Raw genomic sequence first — 17,302 nt, 5'->3', positions numbered from 1 at the left:
CAAGGGCGGGTTTCTCGTGTTCCTGGTGGTCGTCGTTCATGCGACGGAGCCTCACTGCTTGGCCTCCAGCCCGAAGTACGCCTCGACCGTGGTCAGGACGTACGCGCGGCGCCAACTCGCACCCCTGCGGCGCACGATGACCACCGAGTCGACGTCGGAAGGGTCAAGCCCCCGGTGCCGCGCGAAGTTGCCCCGCTCCTTTTCTGCTTCGGCGACAAAGGTCCCTGGTTCGAACCGCGCGTTCTTCGCCTCGACGACCAGGAAGCGGCCGTCGCCCAGGCGAACCATGAGGTCCCCCTCGTCGTCCTTGCCGGTTAGGCGGAGGCGTTCAACATCGAGGCCAGCACCTCGCAGTTCGTTGCGGAGCTCGGTCTCCCAGTCGGCCCCTCGCCTCTTGTTCCTGCGGTTCCTGGCCGCAATGTCTGTCAAGTTCTCGCAATCCTCTCTGGTCAAGCGGCCTTGTTCAGGGCATCAAGGGGTGACCACTGGGGCGTCGTGGTCTGGGTGTGCGGGGCGAGATGCTCCAGCTTCGAGAACCGGGTGACCTCGGGATGGCATCGCAGACTTGCGTACCGACGAGCGGTGGGGTCGCACGGCCCCATGCGCTGCTTGATGACCGAGACCTTGTACTCCAGGCTGTTCGGGTCCAGCGCCACCGAAAGGCTCAGTTCGGGCTTCTCGGAGAGGCCGCCCTTCACCTGGTCACGGCTCGGCGGTGCCCACGGGTCGCTCTTGGCTTCCCAGCTCTTGTCGCTGGCGTGGTGCAGCAGGATGACGGTCGCGCCGGTCGCGCGTGCCAGCTCGGTCGCGCTGCTCATCACGGCCATCTGCTCGGTGTAGTCCGACTCGGCACCCTCGAAGTCCATCAGGTTGTCGAAGACCACGACGGCAGGGAAGTCGTCCCACAGCTCGACCCACGCTTCGAGCTCCTCGTCTACGGCCTGCCAGGTGATGGGGCTGCCGAAGGAGAACGTGATGCGGGAACCGCTGACCGCGTTGAGGTACGCCTCCCTGTAGCGGCCGCCGGCCGCCATGCCCGCTTCGACCATCTCGGTCGTGTCGCCGGTCGCCATCGATGCGAGCCGCGACGAGGCGGTGAAGGCCGACATGTCGGCAGAGAAGTACAGGGTTGGAAGGTTCATCTGAGCCACCCAGAACAGGGCGAGGCCCGACTTCTGTGTGCCGCTCCTGCCCGCAATCATGACGACCTCGCCGTGACGCGGGCGGCAGCCGATGTTGTAGAGGGCCTCGAACGCCTCGATGTGGGGCAGCTCGCGGCCCGACTCGGCATGAAGGGCGAGGGACCGGCCGGGAGTAAGGATGCATGCTCCAATCGCAGAGGGGGAGGGGGCGGCGCGGAGGCCGCCCCCAGCTACCGGCTGACAGCTCAGTCGAAGGACGGGGCGTCCGCGACGGCCGACTGAATGGCCGCGTCGCGCTGCTCGGCGTAGGCGATAACCTGCTTCCGGATGCCCATGTCTGTGACCTGCTTCCACACCCAGGCCGGGTGCGCGCCCGGCTTCGAGGGCGGGACCTGGGTGACGGTGACGAGCACTGCGCCGCCGACGACGGTCTCCAGGTCGCGGGCGAGGACCGTCTGTTCGATCCGCTGTCCCTTGGAGACCTCCGGGGCCTGCTTGGCGAGGGCCTCATGCGTCCTGAAGACCGTCACGTCGGCGAGCACACTGTCCTTCGGCCCGTTGGGGGTGGGCCGCTGCCGGTCGAACTGCTTGACCTCCAGGAGGATCGCAACCGCGTCGGCGTTGTCCTTCGGCTTGAACCAGCCGCCGTTGGCGGTCGGGATGTCCATGAGGTTCAGGGGCACTACTGATCTCCACTCTGTCGGTGAACGGTGTATGGGGTGCGGCGGGCCGGAACTTGAGCCTTGAGGGAGCCAGCCGCTATGGCGACGGCGACCGCGGCGCCGAGGATTCGGCGGGGCATCAGGAGCCCGCCAGGGAACGGCCGCGGGCCTTCCAGGCGTCCATGACGGCCTGGTCCCCGAAGGCAGACTGGTTCTCTGCCCAGAGCCTCTTCAGCTCGTCGGTGGTGCGGCACGCGCTGACCTGTTCCAGGAGGGCCTTCGAGCCGGACTGCGCCTTCGCAGGCTCCTCCGTGGCGGTCCATGGGTCGCCGGCCTGCGGAGCGGGCTGCGACGGAACGATGCGCGCGTCCAGCCCGCGAACGACATGGGTCGCGCTCTGGGCCGCCTGGGTGGCCTCGACGACCAGCTCGCTCGGCGCCAGCCCAGTCAAAGTCTCGCAATTGAATCCAAAGAACGAGGCGATGTCCTCGAAGACGGCCTCCGGAGTGCCGCGAAAGGTGACCCACGAGTCTTCGTGGCCCTTGCCGTACTTGATGGTCACAGTGGTGGACCGGCCGTCATCGGCCACTCAAAACCCCTCTCTCGCGGTGCGGGCCGTGCGCCCGCTTGCTAGTCAAGATTACGCAATCAGGTCCGAAAAGGCAACGTCAGGAGAGAACTTCCGCAGAGCACCCTTGGCTCCCCGCATGGCCCGAACCTCCCCTGCGAGCCGGGCCGCAGCCCAGCCAAGCCGGAGGTCGGCCCAGTACAAGGTGCATGTGGCCTCGCCCGCGGGCAGGTGGATCACGACGCCCCAGTCCTGATTCACGGGTGGCAGTGAGGTGTACGCGGTCGCAGCTTGCTCGGCGGGCACGCTGCTCTTCTTCCAGCGGGCGAAAGCCTTCGTGTCACCCTGGTCGACCGGGAACTTGGTGTGGTCGTAGAGCTCGCCGTGGGCGTACACCGCGAGCTGGGACGCCATCTTCAGGCCCCCGTACTCCACTGAGCCGGTCTTGAGGTCGCCGATGAAGAAGCCCTCGATGTGGTCGCCGTCCGGGCCAGGGCCGGCATAGCGAAGCAAACGGTCGAAGGTGCCACCGACGCCGAGTTCGTCGACCACAACGAACTGCTCCACGGCCACCACGTCGAACGTGATGGTGGCGACCTTGTACGCCGCCATGTCGGCCAGATCTGCGGGGCTCGTGCCGGGTGGCAGTTCCTCGCCCTGGTCAACGCGCTCCGATAGCGCGTGAAGGTGCGTACCTTTCTCCCTCTTGGCATGCGCCCCGGCGAGCTCGACGGCCCGCTCCGCCAGGGCGTTGAGGGTAGCCTTCCCCCGTCGCGACGTAGGGTCAAGATCTCGCGATTGGTCCACAAGAGAAGGCCAAGAAGCGGCGCCGACGAGCACCATGCGCTTGCCCCACGCGGCCAGGGCCGACTTGTCTTCGATCGCGTCAATGAAGGTCGTGGTTCGAGTCAAGGTGCGCGGCTTGCCGCCGTGCTTGGGCACGACAAGGGGGCGCCCCCGTCCGTCGCGAGGGACGTCGGGGGCGTGGGTCGGTAGATCTATGAGGCGTATGGGCACTCTTTGCGGTCTCCGTCAGATCTTGACTGCGGGCATCAGGTGGAGGCGGACCGAACCGTCCTCCAGGAGCTCGGGGTCGCGCTCATCCTCGTCAAGCAGTGTCAACCCCTGACTCCTCGCAAGGGCCAGCACGCGACGCATTTCGTTAGCCCGATATCCGGGGCCGGCCGTGATGTGAAAGTCGAAGGACTCATGGTCGACGTGCAACGCAACAGATGGCGTGCAATCCCGCTCCGCACTCCCGACCGATTTCCCCTCAACTTCGAAGACCACCCCGCGGCCGTGCGTCATGCACTGCCCTCCTCTTTCATGCGCGCAAGGCGGTCCTCACCTTGAACGCGTGCGCCGAACGTATGTTCCGATTTTACCTTTTATTACCCCATGGTCAACTTCGGGCGCGTCGAGCGGAGTGAGGTAGTTCGGGATCTGAAGGAAGGGTGACGCGTCAGCTCCGGAGGTACAGCAAACCCCAGGGGCTGTCATCCCTGGGGTGGCGGTTCTGTGGACATCTGCGCAGCTCGGGAGGTGTGGCCTCTGTGCTGGGTCGAGTGTCAGAGCTTGCGTGTAGCCTGCTTGGGCTGGCGAATGATGTCGGTATCGCCATCTTCACGCGGGACGTAGAAAAAGCCCTCTTCGGTGTCAGCGTCGTAGTACACCACTGCGTTCTCTTCCTCAAGGAATTTCTTCCAAGAAGCGTGACGCTTGGCGTCAACCTCGCGCAGGTCAAATCCCTCGCGCACGCGCGCCTCAATGCGTAGCATCGCCAATGGGTACGCGAACCAGTGCTCTTCTTTTACCGTCCAAGGAATGAGATCGGTGTTCCTTGCGGTACGCCTTTTGAGGCCCCTGCGTGAGCGGAAGGAAGCCCAAAGGGAAGGGCTGGTCTCTATGTTGTACTTCTTCTTGTACTCGTCAACGATCCAGGAGTAGGGTCTGCCCTCTTCGATCCAACAGATTGCTTCCTGCTCGTCCTGGATCTTGCTCTTGGCGGGCATGTTGTCCCTTCGGCGTCTGGCAACCTCCCGGCGCAGGATGCGGTGCCACTGCGCCTGAATACGCTCATAGACTGACACGCGAGACTTTGACTCGTCAAGAAAATCGATTGGGTGCGATGGCTGTGCTGGTTAACGTGCGAGTTTGCGATGTTTGCAAGAGGGTCGGTGTCGAGACTCGTCGCTACACCGTCACCGAGGGCGGGCGTGCAGCCGAAACTGACCGGTGCGCCGATCACGGTAAGGTCCTGGAGCAGGTCCTCGAAGCGGAGTATCCGCAGGTAGATGGCGGTGAATCCGTCACGCGGGACGCCACGCCCGGTGAGTCGCCGGAGAGCCGGAAGACGACCGAACCCTCGCGGAAGTCCGCTGCGAAGAAGCCTGTCGCGCCCGCGACGAGGGCTGTCGCGAAGAAGACAGCAGCCAAGAAGGCGCAATCGGCACGGCGGCCCAAGATCATGACCATCGACGAGATCGAACAGGCCAAGCGCAAGTAGCGCAAAGGAAGAAGGCCCCGCCGACCGTGGCTCGGGTCGGCGGGCCCTCAGGGTCAGTCGACCTGATCGTCCGGCTCGTCCTCGGTGGGCGCGACGACGCCGAGCGCGGTCAGGATCTGTACGATCACTGCCACTTCGGGGCTGTCGGCATAGACGATGGACACGATGCTGACCACGACTCCCAGCACGGCGAAGACCGCTCCGACGCGCGAGCGGTAGCGGACAGGCAGCAGGTTGACGAGGTTGATCGGCTTGAATCCCGGGATTTTCGTCTTGCTCATCGGCGACCTGCCTGCTTCTGGAGCCCTATGAACCCGGCATTGCCGATCGCCGGGTCGTAGGTGGTGCCCCTGCTCATGTACTGCGGATTCTTGAGGTGGAAGCGGTTCACGGCCGCCTGGGTGTTGGCCCCGTAGTAGTCCGTGACCGCGCCCCTGATCGGGCCGTAGCCCGCCGCGATCAGAAGGCGCTGAAGCTCCCGCACCTGGGGATGGCGGACTCCCGGCTTCACCCCGGACGCCAGTGACACGATCGCCGTACTCGGCTTTGCCGCGGTCGGCTTCTTGTCCTTCCAGGCCGGGGCCGCTGAGTCGACGCCCTCCGCGAAGGCCGGGTAGCCGTAGCCGTACACGTACGAGCTGCGGCGCTGGCGTTTCTTCAGGTACACGCCGTCGCCCTCGGCCGAACCGTCCCCGTTGGTGTTGCCTTCGACCGTGTAGACGAAGTCGCCGTCGAAGGCGTACACGAGCCCGGTGTGCGATCCGCCGCCCGGACCGAAAAAGACCTGGGCGCCTACGGCCGGGTACTCCGAGAAGCGGTTGCGCGCCTTGAACCAGGCGACGCCAGTCGCGCACGATGCGGTGCGCGGGTAGAGGCCGGCGAGTCCAGCCTTCATCGCGCACCAGGAGATGAATGTCGCGCACCATGCCTGGTTCTGGCTCCACTCCAGGCCGGGGACGGCCGGACTGTACTTCTGCCAGTTGTTCCAGTGGCCGTTCGAGCGGCCTTCGTGGTAGCCCACTTCAGCCTTTGCTGTGTTGATGATCTTCTGGGCATCGCCCATGTGCTGTGTGCTCCTTTGGGCATGGCGAAGGCCCCCTCTCCGGTGCGGAGAAGGGGCCCTGCTGGGTTGGTCAGTTGTCGTCGGCCAGGTGGTTGTCGAGGCGTTCGGCGACGGCGAGGCGCTCAACTCGTTCGTGCGCGATCTCGCGGCGTAGGAAGGTCAGTTCCTCGGTGTGCTGCTCCTGGCCGTCGAGGACGCGGCCGAGACTTTCGATGACGCGGTCCACGTCGTCGCGGGGGTTCGTCGAATGAGTGTTGGCGACTTGGTAGCGGGCTTTCTTGACGTGGTTGCGCCCTTTGGTGATGGAGGACGACCAGAACACCGACGAAAGCGATCGTCACATCGACGAATTGGGCACATCGATGACGTAATTTTGTCGAGAGTGCGTAGGTGAGGGAAACCAAGGGGCGCACGTGCAGCCGGCGCGCTCCGCATCTACCCCCCTTCACATCAGGAGATATGCGTTTCGTTTGATTGTTCGCAAGCCAAGTTCCATCCCGTGGAGTGCGCATGTCGGCACTACTCAACGGGCCTGTGCGGCAGGCATGGGTACCTTCACTGCTCTCAGAGAGGTTTGCCATGGGCTTGCGTTTCAACAAAGTCGGTATGAGTGCGCGGAGTTGGTGCGTGCTGCTTATCGGCTCGGCTGTCTCCTCCGCCCTTATCGCTTCTCCGGTTCAGGCGGCTGGCAGTAGTGCGCACGTTGAGGACACCGGTAAGGCATTGGCGGTTTCCCTAGGGGACTCGTACATTGCGGGGGAAGGGGCCCGATGGTTCGGTAACTCCCTTGATGAAGACGGTGGTAGCGGCGTGACGAATAGGGAGAACAAGCTCTCCATTCCCGGCTGGATGGAGAAGGACCCTGACCTCTTCAGCGGGAAGTCTCGGGATGACATTTTCCCGGGCGGCACCTTCACCTCGAAGGAGCCAGGTAAGACCCACACACCGGGGTGTCACAGGTCGGACGCGGCAGAGATCCAGGTGGCCGACATCGGCCACGCGGGGCAGACGCGGAACCTCGCGTGTTCCGGTGCTACCACCGACGACATCCTCACCAAGAAGCACAAGGGTGAGGAGCCGCAGATCCAGCAGCTCGATTCGCTGCTGGAGTCGGCTGATGTGGACACGGTGGTGGTGTCGGTCGGAGGTAATGACCTGAAGCTCGCTGGTCTGGTGAAGACGTGCGCCAAGAGGTACTTCTTCTATCCGCTGGCTGGCGGCAACTGCGAATCATCGAATCCCTTGGCGAAGCCTGACGCCAAGGCGTATTCAGACGTTACGGCGAAGGTTGAAAAGGTCCTCGTCAAGGTGAAGGAAACCTTCGAGAGGAAGAAAAAGCCCACGCCGCGGATTATCCTTCAGGGGTATCCGCGTCCGATCGCGAAGAAGGAGGATATTCGCCCGACTTCGGGTACTCCTCCCTATGTCCGTTACAAGAAACTGGGGTACCCCTTCGACGACGACTCTGTGGATCTGCTCCAGCAGGTAAACCAAAACCTGAATGAAGCCCTCAGTAAGGCTGCTGCTAACGCATCAGTCAACTATCTCGATCCGACAGAGGCGTTCCAGGGGCACGAGTTGGGTCACAAGAACGCTAATCTCCAGGTGGATACTCGAAAGGGGACGCGACGACGCGCCGAGGGCGTGTACGGCGCCGATCAGTTGGAGTGGATGCGCTGGGTTGATAACCTCAACCCCCTCAAGACTCACCTGGGTACCACGAATGCTCAGAAGAATCAGGAGTCTCTCCACCCCAACTACCTCGGCACCCAGTCCGAGGCTGCCTGCCTGTCGAGCTTCTTCAAGCAGATGACGGCGTCAGACGCCCGCTACGTAGGCAAGTGCCAGATCGCAAATACCGCCGACACCCGGCGGGCTCGCCCTGACCAGACCACGGCCATCGTGACGGAAGCGCACTGACTTCTCCGGTAGGTTCGGCAAGACCGATCCGGGCCGTGGCGGCCCGGATCGGTCGAGCCCAAGATGCTCGCTCAATCGTCACGCGGAGTGCCCTTCATCCGGGCCTCCAGTTCTTTGATGCGCTGTTCTTGGTCCTGTACGACGGACAGGAGCGCGACGCCAAGGAGGTCGTACCGGAGACCGTCGACCTCGCCGTCCAGGTAGTTCACGACCCACGGGAGGGTTTTCTCGACCTCTTCCGCGATCAGGCCGACCTCGTTCTTCTGGCCGGGCTGACCGTCCTCCGGTTTCCGGTCGTAGACAACCGGACGCAGGGCGAGCACGTCATCGGGGACGATCTCGTAGTCCCGGACGTTCTCCTTGAAGCGGATCGAGGAGGTGTTCCGGCAGAAGCCGCCGTCACCACGAACCCACACGGCGTAGTACGTGCCGGAGCCCGAGACGCCACGACTGTGTGGCTGTTTCGAGCCGTTGGCCCATGCGATCGTGTCCCCGGCTTGCAGGTACGACGAGTGAGAGTGGCCCGACGGCGGAAACGTGCCCGGCTTGCCGGTGATCGACGCCCAGGAGTGGGAGTGCGACGAGGGCGGGTAAGAGCCGGGCTTGCCGGTGACGCTGTTCCAGTCGTGCGCGTGGCCGGCGGGAGGGAACGTGCCCGGCTTTTCGGCTATCTCGTCCCACGCGTGGGAGTGCGGGGCCGGGGCGAACGTCGCTGGCCGTCCTGAGATGTTCGACCACGTGACTGTGGGTGCCAAGTCAGTCCAGTTGGTGCCGTCCCAGTATTCCCACGCCTTCGCGGTGCGGTTGAAGCCGAGCTGGCTCACGCGTGGCGTGGTGGGCCGGGTGTTCGTGGTCCACGTCCCGATGCGTGATCCGCAGTATCGCCGTCCGTCGATCACGGCGTTCGCCGAGATGTTCGTGCTGCCGGGGGAGACGCGTACCAGGCCGAGGGACAGTTCGAAGATGTCGGTGTCGGTCTGGGTTGCTCCGATCGCGTCGCCGCCGGGCACGCCCTTGAGAACGGCGAGGTCGATGCGGTTTGCGGCCGGATCAAGGCGTAGGACGATGCGGTCCCGCCGCTCGGCGCTGTCGGCCGCAGCGATGTTCAGGCTCTCCGCCGCAGTGGAGAAGAACGCGTGGCCGCGGATGATGGCGAAGCCAGGCTGGACGAAGACCTTCATACCGGAGCCGTCCGCGGTGACCTTCAGATCGGGGCCGTCCGCCGAGCCGACGACACCGCTGTCCTGGAGCTCGCGGAAGAGACGGCTGTACTGGGATTCCGTGGTGGCCTGGCTGTCGAACGGGTAGGAGCTTTTTGCCAAAGGAGGGTCCTTGTCGTCACGCGAGGGCGGCCCAGAAGCGATTCGGGCCGCCCCCGAAGGCGTTGAAGTTGAGCGTGCTCGGGAAGCTGGGCACCGATGAGATGACGCCGTAGCGGTGCACGCCATTGAGGCCGAACTTGCCTGGCGGGCTGGGCGCGGCAGAGTCGGCGACGAGCATGGCGGGGCCATCGATGGGGCTCGCGGTGTACTTGAACCACCAGGCCACGTAGTAGATGCCGGGCGTCAAGGAGATGCTTGCGGTGAGCGGTGCGGCGACCGTCTCGCCACCCACGTTGTGCACGCCGGGGACCTTCGTGGTGCCGGTCATGTCGCCAACCTGGGCCAGCCGCGCGCCGGCGGCGTTGAAGATCCCGGCATTTGAGCCCGGGAGGAGACCTCCGGCGTAGCCGAAGAAGTGCCAGACGATCTTGGAGACGATGGTCGTCGCATGGATCGGTACTGCTGTGATGCGCAGAGAGCCGGAAGAGGGGTACTTGAGGTCCGAGGCGCCGATCGCTGGGTCGAAGGACCACGCCTTCAGGCCGAGGTCGGAAGGGAGAAATACGTCCGGGAGCTGGGCGAGGGGGATCTTCCCGGCCGCGTCCAGCGAAGCGACGCCGTTGGGGGCGCCTTGGTACGACGAGGGGATGGCGAATACGTCGGAGGCGTTCAGCGTGATGTCGGGGCCGCTCTTGCCGTTGACCGTGTTCACCGAACCTGGATCACCCTTGGGCCCTTGAGGGCCGTTGGCTCCCGCGTCGCCTTTCGGTCCCTGCGGCCCGGTGGCACCTGCGTCACCCTTCGGTCCCTGCGGCCCTGCCGGGCCTGTGTCGCCCTTCGGTCCCTGCGGGCCAGTTGGCCCGGTGGGGCCGACGATTCCGGAGTCTCTCGGGTCGGGCCAGACGCTGAGTGCCATCAGCTCACCTCCGCGCCACTGATATGCAGGTGTGCAAGGGCTCCTGAGCCGCGCACGTTGATGAGTTCGCCTGCATTGAGGACTTGGCGAACATCGAGGGTGAGAACGCCGGACGGTGGGATGCCCACGCCGGGAAGCAGGACGACGTCGCCGAAGTGCACACTGACGTTGGCGGCGGTCCCCCCTGGGTTGCTGGCGACGATGCTGGTCACAACGGCCAGGCCGGACGCGGGTGCTGTGTAGACGTCCGTCCAGTTCGAGGGGACGGTGCCCCGGTAGAACGCCTTGGGTGTGCTGGGCAGGACTACCACGCTCCCATCAGGGTCATGACGTGACTGGTCGGGTCAGCGCCGCCTTCCGCGGTGCGTTCCAGCGCCGAGATCCGCCGCTCGCTCGTCTGAGTGCGCTGAGCGGAGGCGGCGAGCGGATCGAAGCCGGTGGGGTCGCCCAGCAGGGCCCCAGCTGTGAAGCCCTGGTTGTCGGCCTTGATCACCATCCCGGTTACAGGGGCGGTCAGTTCCTGGCCGCCTGCGATGACAGTCACGCGGTCGCCGAGTCCCCAGTCCTTTCCGAACTCGGCGGCGTCGTCCGCCGCTGGTACAGCCTGTACGGCGGTGCCGGTGAAGCCCTCGTCTGCCAGCACTTCGTTGCCGGCCTGCTTGAGCTCGTCGGGGTTGTTGGTGTTGCGCTGGTCAACGAACCGCTCGATACGGCGGCCCCAGACACCCTCGGCGTCGACCGAAGTCGCGGTGTCGACGGGCACGAAGGTCCGGTCTTCCTGCTCGCCTTGGCCGGCCACGATCACGCGGGTAACCCCGGGCGTGGATACGGTGACACGCTGCCCGGCGAGGTTGCCGGCGAGTACGTCGAGCCGGACCTCCTTGGTGCGGTCCGCGACCTGGTACGTCTCGAACACGAGCTGGTCTTCGCGCTGGACGATGCGAAATCCGAGGTCGGCCACGACCGCGATGGCGTTCAGCAGTTCCCCGAGGGTGGGGAACCGAGCGCTCTTGGAGAGAGTCGGCCCGCGGCCCTGGTCGACTCCCGTTACCAGTTTGGCCCGGCGCCGGGCGGGTGGTGCGAGCGGGCCGCAGTTGGCTGCGACGTACGCGTGCATGAGGGTTTCGGCCGGGCCGGTGCGCTCGTCGTGCCCGACGCGCTGTGTTGTCACATCGGGGTTCGACGGCTCGGGCCAGGCGAGCATGTCGGAGAGGATCACCGAGTCCGAGACGCCTTCGAAGACGATGGAGCCGTGCAGATCTTCGGGAGTTGCCGCGTATTCCGACGACGTGACCGGCCCGGACATCAGCACGTCGCCGGGACCGGTGATGATCAGTCCCGCCCCCGGGAGACGGAGAGTGTCAGCAAGGGGGTGCTCGGTGGGAAGCGTGGCCTTCCAGGTACCGACGTTGTTGAAGGTGTCGGTCAGCTCCAATGCCAGCTCCTCGGGCCGGATCAGGCCCAACCTGGTGAGCTCCCGATCCCGTACTTCGACGGTGAGGTCTTCCAACTTCAGTTCAGATCACCATCCATCGGCGTGGACGCCACCGGCACACGATCTTTGAGGCCGCGGTGGTGTCGAGGAGACTGACGTACGCGGTCGAGATACCGGGTGGCACGGTCCAGAAGCGGGGCGCGGGCGCGAGCAGGGAGTACCGGTTCGCGCCCGTGCCGTCTTTGACTGTTCCGGTGCGGGTGTCCAGGACGAGCTTCTCCGTGGCGCCGAGTGTCCCGGTCCAGCGGAGTGACTCGCCCGTGGGCGACTTCACTGTCAGGTCATGGCCGGGCCCGTAGACCTCCCATACCGGGTAGGCGTCCGCGTCGCCCACGTTGTCGAGCTGGATTTCCCCGATTGCCTGGGACGCCGCCAAAGGCAGGGCCGTCAGCGAGGACAGGAACGGGTTGGCCTCGGCGTCACCGCCGACGACCTGAGTGGCGACGGTGCTTGCGGTGAAGTAGGGGTCGGGTGCACGGAAGGACAGCACCGTTTGCAGGTCGTTGCCCGAGCTGAGTTCGATGTCGCCGCCGCCGGTCCGGTAGACGGAGGTGGACCATCGCACACCTTCGTCGTCGAGCAGGACGAGCGTGCACTCGCCCGCCACTGCCCGCGCGAGCCGGGATATCAGCGTCCGCAGGTGTTCACGGTCCCGGCCCACGATGTCGAGCGGGACATCGAGATCTCGGGAGAGGACCCGCTGTCCTCGGAAACGGCTGCCGTCCCCGGCGCTTTCGAGCCACTGAGCGGAGACGGAGGGCAGGCCGAGCCCGGTCATCCCTGCCGTGGCCTGGAAGCCGGAACCCTGGCGTGCCACCCCGTTCAGGTCGAGCGTGTCTCGTTCGGTTTCAAGGAGAAGTGCGGTTACTTACCATCCCACCATTCGTGCGCGGCGGGCTGCGGCGAACAGCTCCTCTTCGGAGCTGAGTGACGAAGTGCCCGGAGCCGCGTAGTAGTTGAGGATTTTCGTTGCGCCCCCGCCTGAGTTGGCGCCGAGGCCGGCGGCCACCGCGGCAGAGGTGGACCGGGCGGCGCTGGCGTAGTCCGCGGAGCTCGGTCGGGCTGTGATGGCGTCAACGGCCTTGGCTACGCGATCGGACTCGCCTTCGATGCCCTTGGCGAACCCCTGGCCGACGAATCCGCCCAGCTTGGCGAAGACCTTGCTGGGGGAGTGGATGCCGAGGCTCTTCTTGATCGTCGACACCATGGCGTCGGCGATCTTGAGCATCTGCTTCTCGATGGACTTCTGGTTCGCCTCTAGGCCCTTGACGAGACCCTCGGCCATGGCGATGCCGTTGGCGTACATCGCATCCGAGGCCGTCTTCCCGGCCTGGCCCGCGTACTTGGCGAGTTCGACTTGCAGACGGTTGATCTCGGCGATGCCCTCCTTGCCGGCCGCCGCGATCGACTCGGCTGCGGCGAGCCCGGCCTCTGGCCCGGCGCTGGCTATCTGGTCGATGGCCGTCTGGCCCAGGCCCTTGGCCTTGAGGTCGGCCAGCGCCTTCGCGAACCGCTTGGTCTGCTCGACGGCCGTTTGCAGACCCGAGACGATGCCCGCGAACGAGGAGTTCTCAAAGCGGGTCACGTTGCCCGTGTCGATGATCCTGTCCGTGACGCGGGTCGCGTAGTCGGCGGCCTCCTGGCGGAGTCGGTCCAACTTGTCGCGGGCGGCTTCGAGTTGTTTGGCTCCGCCATCCCACTGGGCCGCCAGCTTCAGAAGCTGGGTTCGATCCTTGTTGATCCGGTCCTTCAGGCCCAGGCTGGCGTTCGCTGGGATCTTCGCAGTGAGGTCGGTAAGCGCCGCCTTGACGCTGTCGAACTCAGACTCCAAGCCCTTGACCAGGCCCTTGATGATCAGCCGGCCGGCGTCGTAGAGGAGCACGGCGTCCTTCGGCGCCGGCCCCTTCCAGTCGGTCAGCTTCGACGTCAGCTCGCCGAGCTTGTTCTTGACCGCGCCGAACATCGACTTGATGCCGTCGATGAGGCCGCGGATCAGTGCCTTACCGGCGCCGACGAGCGTCGAACCGAGGTTGCTCAGCGCGTCCTTGGCCTTGCCAGGCAGCTGTCGGACGAATCCGATCGTCTCGGTGATGCCGGTGGAAATGGCGCGGCCGAGCGCGGACATTGCCCTGCCGGCCACGTCCTTGATCGCCGACCATCCGGCCGAGAACAGGTTGCCGAGACGGGACATCATCGAGCGGCCCAGGTTCGCGAGGAACGAGCCGAAAGAGCCGAAGCCCGACTTGATCGCAGTCCATGCGGCCTCGCCGAATCCCTTGACGGCCTGCCAGCCCGACTTGAACGCCGCGCCGATGGCCTTCAGGCCCTTGCCGGCCGCGCCGAGGATGCCGACGCTCAGGAACGTCTTGAAGGCGCCGAGGATCGTGTCCCAGATGCCCTTGACGAAGCTCCAGATGCCGGACCAGAACTGCGACCAGCCCTCCTTGAGGGTGTCGAAGTTGCCGGTGAACAGCCCCTCGATCAGCCCCCAGGCGATCTTGAGGACGCCGACGATGGTGTCCCAGACGCCCTTCACGATCTCGACGAGGCCCTCAAAGACGAGCGCGACGCCGTTGACCGCATCGACCAGGGACTTGGCGAGCAGCTCGACGATGAACTGGATGACCGGAACGAGCACCGGCATCAGCACGTTGACGACCTTCAGCAGGGCGTCAAACACCGGCTGGAGCGCTTCGAGCAGCCGCTGAATCGCATCAGCCAGCGGCGGAAGCACCGACTGGATAACCTCGCTCAGCATCGGCAGGAGCGGCTTGATCACCGCCGTGACGATCTGAAGCGCGACCTCGATGATCGGCTGGAGCGCGGTCAGTACCTGCTGGAGTGCCTCAGAGAGCACCGGCAGGATCGGCGCGAACGCGTCGGCCAGCGCGGAGATCAAGGGCGCGACCGCTGTGAAGATCTGCGCGAAGAGCTGCGCGATGACCGGCAGGATCGGAGCCAGCGCGCTCACCAGCTGCGCGACTACCGGGGCGACGGCCTGAAGGATTTGGCCGAACGCCGTGGCGATGGTCGGCAGGACGCCGCTGAGCGTCTGGAACGCGGAGCCGAGTGCCTGCCCCACGACCGGAACGAGCTGCGCCAGGATCGGCGCGACCGCCTGAAGTGCCTGGGTCAGCGCACCGCCGAGAAGCTGGATGATCGGGATGATCGACGGAGCCAGCGCCGTGAAGGCGTTGGCGAGTGGCACCAGCGCGGCAGCGATGAGCGGGCCGAGCATGGCGGCGAATGCGCCGATGACCTGCATCAGCGCGCCCAGGGCCTGGCCGAGCGGGGCCATCGCCGGGGCGAGGGCGGAGACGGCCGCCTGGAGGCCGGTGAACATGGCCTTGACGCCCTCAGTCACCGCGGGCTGTGCCAGCGCGCTGGCGATGGCCTCCACCGCCGTGCCGATGATCGTGCCGACCTGCGGAAGAATCGTTTCTGCGAGCTGGCCGAACTCGCTGAACAGGTTCTTTACCGCGGGGCCCGAGATGGTGGCGATCCGGTTCATCGCCTCGTGGGCGGCCACGAAGACGCCGGTCAGCCCCTCCTGGAACCCAGGACTGTCCACAGTGGTGTGGATACGTTCCAGGGTGTCGGCCATCATGCCGAGCGAGGAGCCACCAGCCGCCTCAGCAGCCCGCGAGATGCCCGCGAAGATCCCGCCGAGGTTGGACAGCACCCGGCCGAGATCCTTCAGGTTCTCGATGCCCTCGTCGATCCAGCCCTTGAGCCGGCCGTCGGCCTCCGCACCGCTGAGGAAGTCCGAGAAGCGGTTCGAGATGTCGACGAACCACTGGGCGAGCTGCGGGAGATACGAGGTCCCGACCTTGCCCAGGACCGCGATGATGTTCGCGAAGGCCCCGGTGCCCGTCGTCGCGATGGTGATCGACGCCGAGAGGTCGGTGAACATCTGGTTCAGGGCCGGATCGAGTGCGCCCTGAAGGGACTTGGCGAGACCGCCGAAGAAGCCGCCGAGCTGGGTGGCCGTCTTGGCGACACCGGCCGTGAACTCCGGGAGGAGCTCGTCGACCATCTCCCTGACGGGAGCCGCGGCCTTCGCCCAGAAGTTCTCGGAGATGGTGTCCTGAAGCCCCGAGAGCTGGGTCTTGACCTCGGGCAGAACCTTGTTGAAGTCGCGGAAGGCCGCGATGGTGGTGCCGAGTCCGACCGCCATGCCGCCGAGCAGGCCAGGCAGGAGCAGGCTCGCCGCGCCGATCTTCGCGAGGGAGGCGGACAGCGCGGCGAGGTTCGAGGCTGCCGAGAGCCCCCAACCGGCCAGGCCCGCGATGGCCAGGGCCAGCGAGCCGATAACGGGGACGTTCTTGTCCAGGTTCTTCAGCGTGTTGCTGAGCCGCTCGAACATCCGGTTGAGCACTCTGGCCCCGCTGAGCGCGGCGAGCGCGGTGGCGACCTTGGTGACAGCGGTGTTGTCCAGCTTCGGGACGATCGGCACGGTGCGCGGGCGGGTCAGCACCTGAAGCCTGGCCGAGATCCGGGCCCCGGTCCCGTTGGCGAGATCGGGCTCCACCTTGATCTTGAGCGGACTCAGATCGTCCGCCCAGTCCTTGAGCTTGTGCTTGACCCTCTGTGCGGACTCCTGGTCGAGCTCCAGCGCGACCTTGCCGGCCGCCTTCAGGTCGTCGACCTTGAAGTCGATCTTCTGGGAGTCGGCGCGATGCTGGAGCTCGCGGGCCGCGTTCCGCACGGCGGTGGCCATGCCGTCGGTGCTGATCGTGGTGTAGAAGCGGATCTTGCGAGCGTCGAGTCGCCGGTTCCGCTTGTTGATCTTCCGGATTTCCTCGACGAGCTCTCGCGAGAGGCCGGACATGTCGAGCTTCGTGGAGACCCGGATCTTGTCGAGCTGCTGCTCGATGCGATCGAGTTCGCGTTCCGCTCGTTTGCGGAAGTCGTTCGTGTCGGGGAGAACCTTGACGGCTACCCGGCCGATGATCTGCCCCGCTGCCAAGGGCTACCTCCGCTGAAATTGCTTGTAGATCTCGGCGACCGACATCGGCCGCTTCCGCGCCTTCGCCTTGGCCTTGGTCTGAGCCTTCGGCCGGGGGAACTCGGGTATCTTCGGAGCCTTGCCCTTGCCCCACTGGCCGGTGGCCCGCGTGTTGGCGTTCAACGCGTCGTAGATGTCGGCGCACAGGTGCCGGTCCTGGCCCCAGCCGAAGAACTCCCTGCCGCCGGACGCGAGAGCGACGGTCAGGGAGGTGTCGGGCAACCTCTGCACGAGCAGGAGGACGAGCGCGGGCGAGGGCCCGCGGCCTGCGATCACATCGGCGAGATCAACGCCGTAGTAGTAGCACAGGTCCGCGTACAGGCCCTCGCCGTAGTCGTCGATCAGACGGCAGAGGCCGAGGCTTCCCCCGCCTGCGTGCCCTTGCCGTACCGGTCGAAGATCTCAGCGAGAACCGCCAGGTCGCCGTTCACGGCGTCGAGCAGCTTCTCGGCGGCCTTCGGATGCTCGGCGACCAGCCGGATCGCCTCCGACAGAAGCTCCTCCTGATCGGCGCCGTCGGTACCGAGGTGGTCCTGAAGTGCGGACAGCTTGGTGCGGGCGTCCTTGGCCAGGCGCAGCGGGTTGAGCAGGCGGACGGTGTCGCCGCCGATCTCGATGTCGGTGCTGCCGTACTTGGCCTCGGCCGCGTTGCGGATGTCGTCGAGAGAGAAAGAAGCCATGGGGGAGCGGACCTCCGGGA

At 65.7% G+C, this 17,302-nt stretch carries 19 protein-coding genes; 2 read left to right on the top strand and 17 right to left on the bottom strand.

All coding sequences use genetic code 11. The features are described from left to right. Positions 1-51 precede the first annotated feature (51 nt). The 6 genes from B073_RS47480 to B073_RS0101865 form a co-directional block, all read right to left on the bottom strand. The gene (locus B073_RS47480) at positions 52-288 is read right to left on the bottom strand and encodes a hypothetical protein (protein WP_234024967.1); all 237 of its coding nucleotides are present in this window, start codon (positions 286-288) and stop codon (positions 52-54) included. Between the two features lie 161 nt (positions 289-449). Then, positions 450-1,262 (bottom strand): AAA family ATPase, encoded by an 813-nt coding sequence (locus B073_RS38875; RefSeq protein WP_267881345.1) that lies wholly within the window; start codon positions 1,260-1,262, stop codon positions 450-452. Positions 1,263-1,387: 125 nt separating this feature from the next. Next, entirely contained in the window at positions 1,388-1,825 is a 438-nt protein-coding gene (locus B073_RS0101885) for a hypothetical protein (RefSeq protein WP_018536395.1), read from the bottom strand. Between the two features lie 118 nt (positions 1,826-1,943). Then, complete coding sequence (locus tag B073_RS0101880; RefSeq protein WP_018536394.1) at positions 1,944-2,393, bottom strand: hypothetical protein; 450 nt, start codon at positions 2,391-2,393, stop codon at positions 1,944-1,946. A 51-nt stretch (positions 2,394-2,444) separates the two neighbouring features. After that, a complete protein-coding gene (locus tag B073_RS0101875; protein ID WP_018536393.1) occupies positions 2,445-3,314 on the bottom strand; it encodes a hypothetical protein in 870 nt (289 codons plus the stop codon). Between the two features lie 626 nt (positions 3,315-3,940). Next, complete coding sequence (locus tag B073_RS0101865; RefSeq protein ID WP_018536391.1) at positions 3,941-4,462, bottom strand: hypothetical protein; 522 nt, start codon at positions 4,460-4,462, stop codon at positions 3,941-3,943. A gap of 38 nt (positions 4,463-4,500) precedes the next feature. Here B073_RS0101865 and B073_RS0101860 point away from each other — a divergent pair, with 38 nt between their 5' ends. Then, complete coding sequence (locus B073_RS0101860; protein ID WP_018536390.1) at positions 4,501-4,878, top strand: hypothetical protein; 378 nt, start codon at positions 4,501-4,503, stop codon at positions 4,876-4,878. 53 nt (positions 4,879-4,931) lie between these two features. Here B073_RS0101860 and B073_RS0101855 read toward each other — a convergent pair whose 3' ends face one another. From B073_RS0101855 to B073_RS38865, 3 genes are all read right to left on the bottom strand, one after another. After that, positions 4,932-5,159, bottom strand: a complete 228-nt coding sequence (locus B073_RS0101855) for a DUF7439 family protein (protein ID WP_018536389.1) — start codon at positions 5,157-5,159, stop codon at positions 4,932-4,934. Continuing rightward, positions 5,156-5,941: a CHAP domain-containing protein gene (locus tag B073_RS0101850; RefSeq protein ID WP_018536388.1), complete on the bottom strand. Its 786-nt coding sequence runs from the start codon at positions 5,939-5,941 to the stop codon at positions 5,156-5,158. The genes B073_RS0101855 and B073_RS0101850 overlap by 4 nt, the downstream gene beginning before the upstream one ends. Positions 5,942-6,011: 70 nt before the next feature. Next, positions 6,012-6,263, bottom strand: a complete 252-nt coding sequence (locus B073_RS38865) for a DUF2746 domain-containing protein (protein WP_018536387.1) — start codon at positions 6,261-6,263, stop codon at positions 6,012-6,014. A gap of 188 nt (positions 6,264-6,451) precedes the next feature. On the opposite strand from B073_RS38865, the gene B073_RS0101840 reads away from it, so the two are divergent. Continuing rightward, the gene (locus B073_RS0101840) at positions 6,452-7,861 is read left to right on the top strand and encodes a GDSL-type esterase/lipase family protein (protein ID WP_078507853.1); all 1,410 of its coding nucleotides are present in this window, start codon (positions 6,452-6,454) and stop codon (positions 7,859-7,861) included. Positions 7,862-7,932: 71 nt separating this feature from the next. On the opposite strand, the gene B073_RS0101835 is transcribed toward B073_RS0101840, so the two are convergent. The 8 genes from B073_RS0101835 to B073_RS0101795 form a co-directional block, all read right to left on the bottom strand. Then, complete coding sequence (locus B073_RS0101835; RefSeq protein WP_234024965.1) at positions 7,933-9,042, bottom strand: tail fiber domain-containing protein; 1,110 nt, start codon at positions 9,040-9,042, stop codon at positions 7,933-7,935. Positions 9,043-9,199: 157 nt separating this feature from the next. Then, complete coding sequence (locus B073_RS0101830) at positions 9,200-9,895, bottom strand: hypothetical protein (RefSeq protein ID WP_018536384.1); 696 nt, start codon at positions 9,893-9,895, stop codon at positions 9,200-9,202. A gap of 203 nt (positions 9,896-10,098) precedes the next feature. Then, positions 10,099-10,311: a hypothetical protein gene (locus tag B073_RS0101820; RefSeq protein ID WP_199788082.1), complete on the bottom strand. Its 213-nt coding sequence runs from the start codon at positions 10,309-10,311 to the stop codon at positions 10,099-10,101. 92 nt (positions 10,312-10,403) lie between these two features. Then, complete coding sequence (locus B073_RS0101815) at positions 10,404-11,609, bottom strand: siphovirus ReqiPepy6 Gp37-like family protein (protein ID WP_199788081.1); 1,206 nt, start codon at positions 11,607-11,609, stop codon at positions 10,404-10,406. Between the two features lie 7 nt (positions 11,610-11,616). Beyond that, entirely contained in the window at positions 11,617-12,411 is a 795-nt protein-coding gene (locus B073_RS0101810) for a phage tail domain-containing protein (protein WP_018536381.1), read from the bottom strand. A 51-nt stretch (positions 12,412-12,462) separates the two neighbouring features. Further along, on the bottom strand, positions 12,463-16,563 hold the full coding sequence (locus B073_RS38860) for a phage tail protein (protein WP_018536380.1): 4,101 nt from the start codon (positions 16,561-16,563) through the stop codon (positions 12,463-12,465). A 3-nt stretch (positions 16,564-16,566) separates the two neighbouring features. Continuing rightward, positions 16,567-16,878 (bottom strand): hypothetical protein, encoded by a 312-nt coding sequence (locus B073_RS0101800; protein ID WP_018536379.1) that lies wholly within the window; start codon positions 16,876-16,878, stop codon positions 16,567-16,569. 65 nt (positions 16,879-16,943) lie between these two features. After that, positions 16,944-17,282 (bottom strand): phage tail assembly protein, encoded by a 339-nt coding sequence (locus tag B073_RS0101795; RefSeq protein ID WP_018536378.1) that lies wholly within the window; start codon positions 17,280-17,282, stop codon positions 16,944-16,946. Positions 17,283-17,302: the final 20 nt, after the last annotated feature.

The sequence above is a fragment of the Streptomyces sp. MspMP-M5 genome (genome assembly GCF_000373585.1).
In the GTDB taxonomy this organism is placed as follows: domain Bacteria; phylum Actinomycetota; class Actinomycetes; order Streptomycetales; family Streptomycetaceae; genus Streptomyces.
This window is presented reverse-complemented; position numbering and strand designations above follow the sequence as displayed.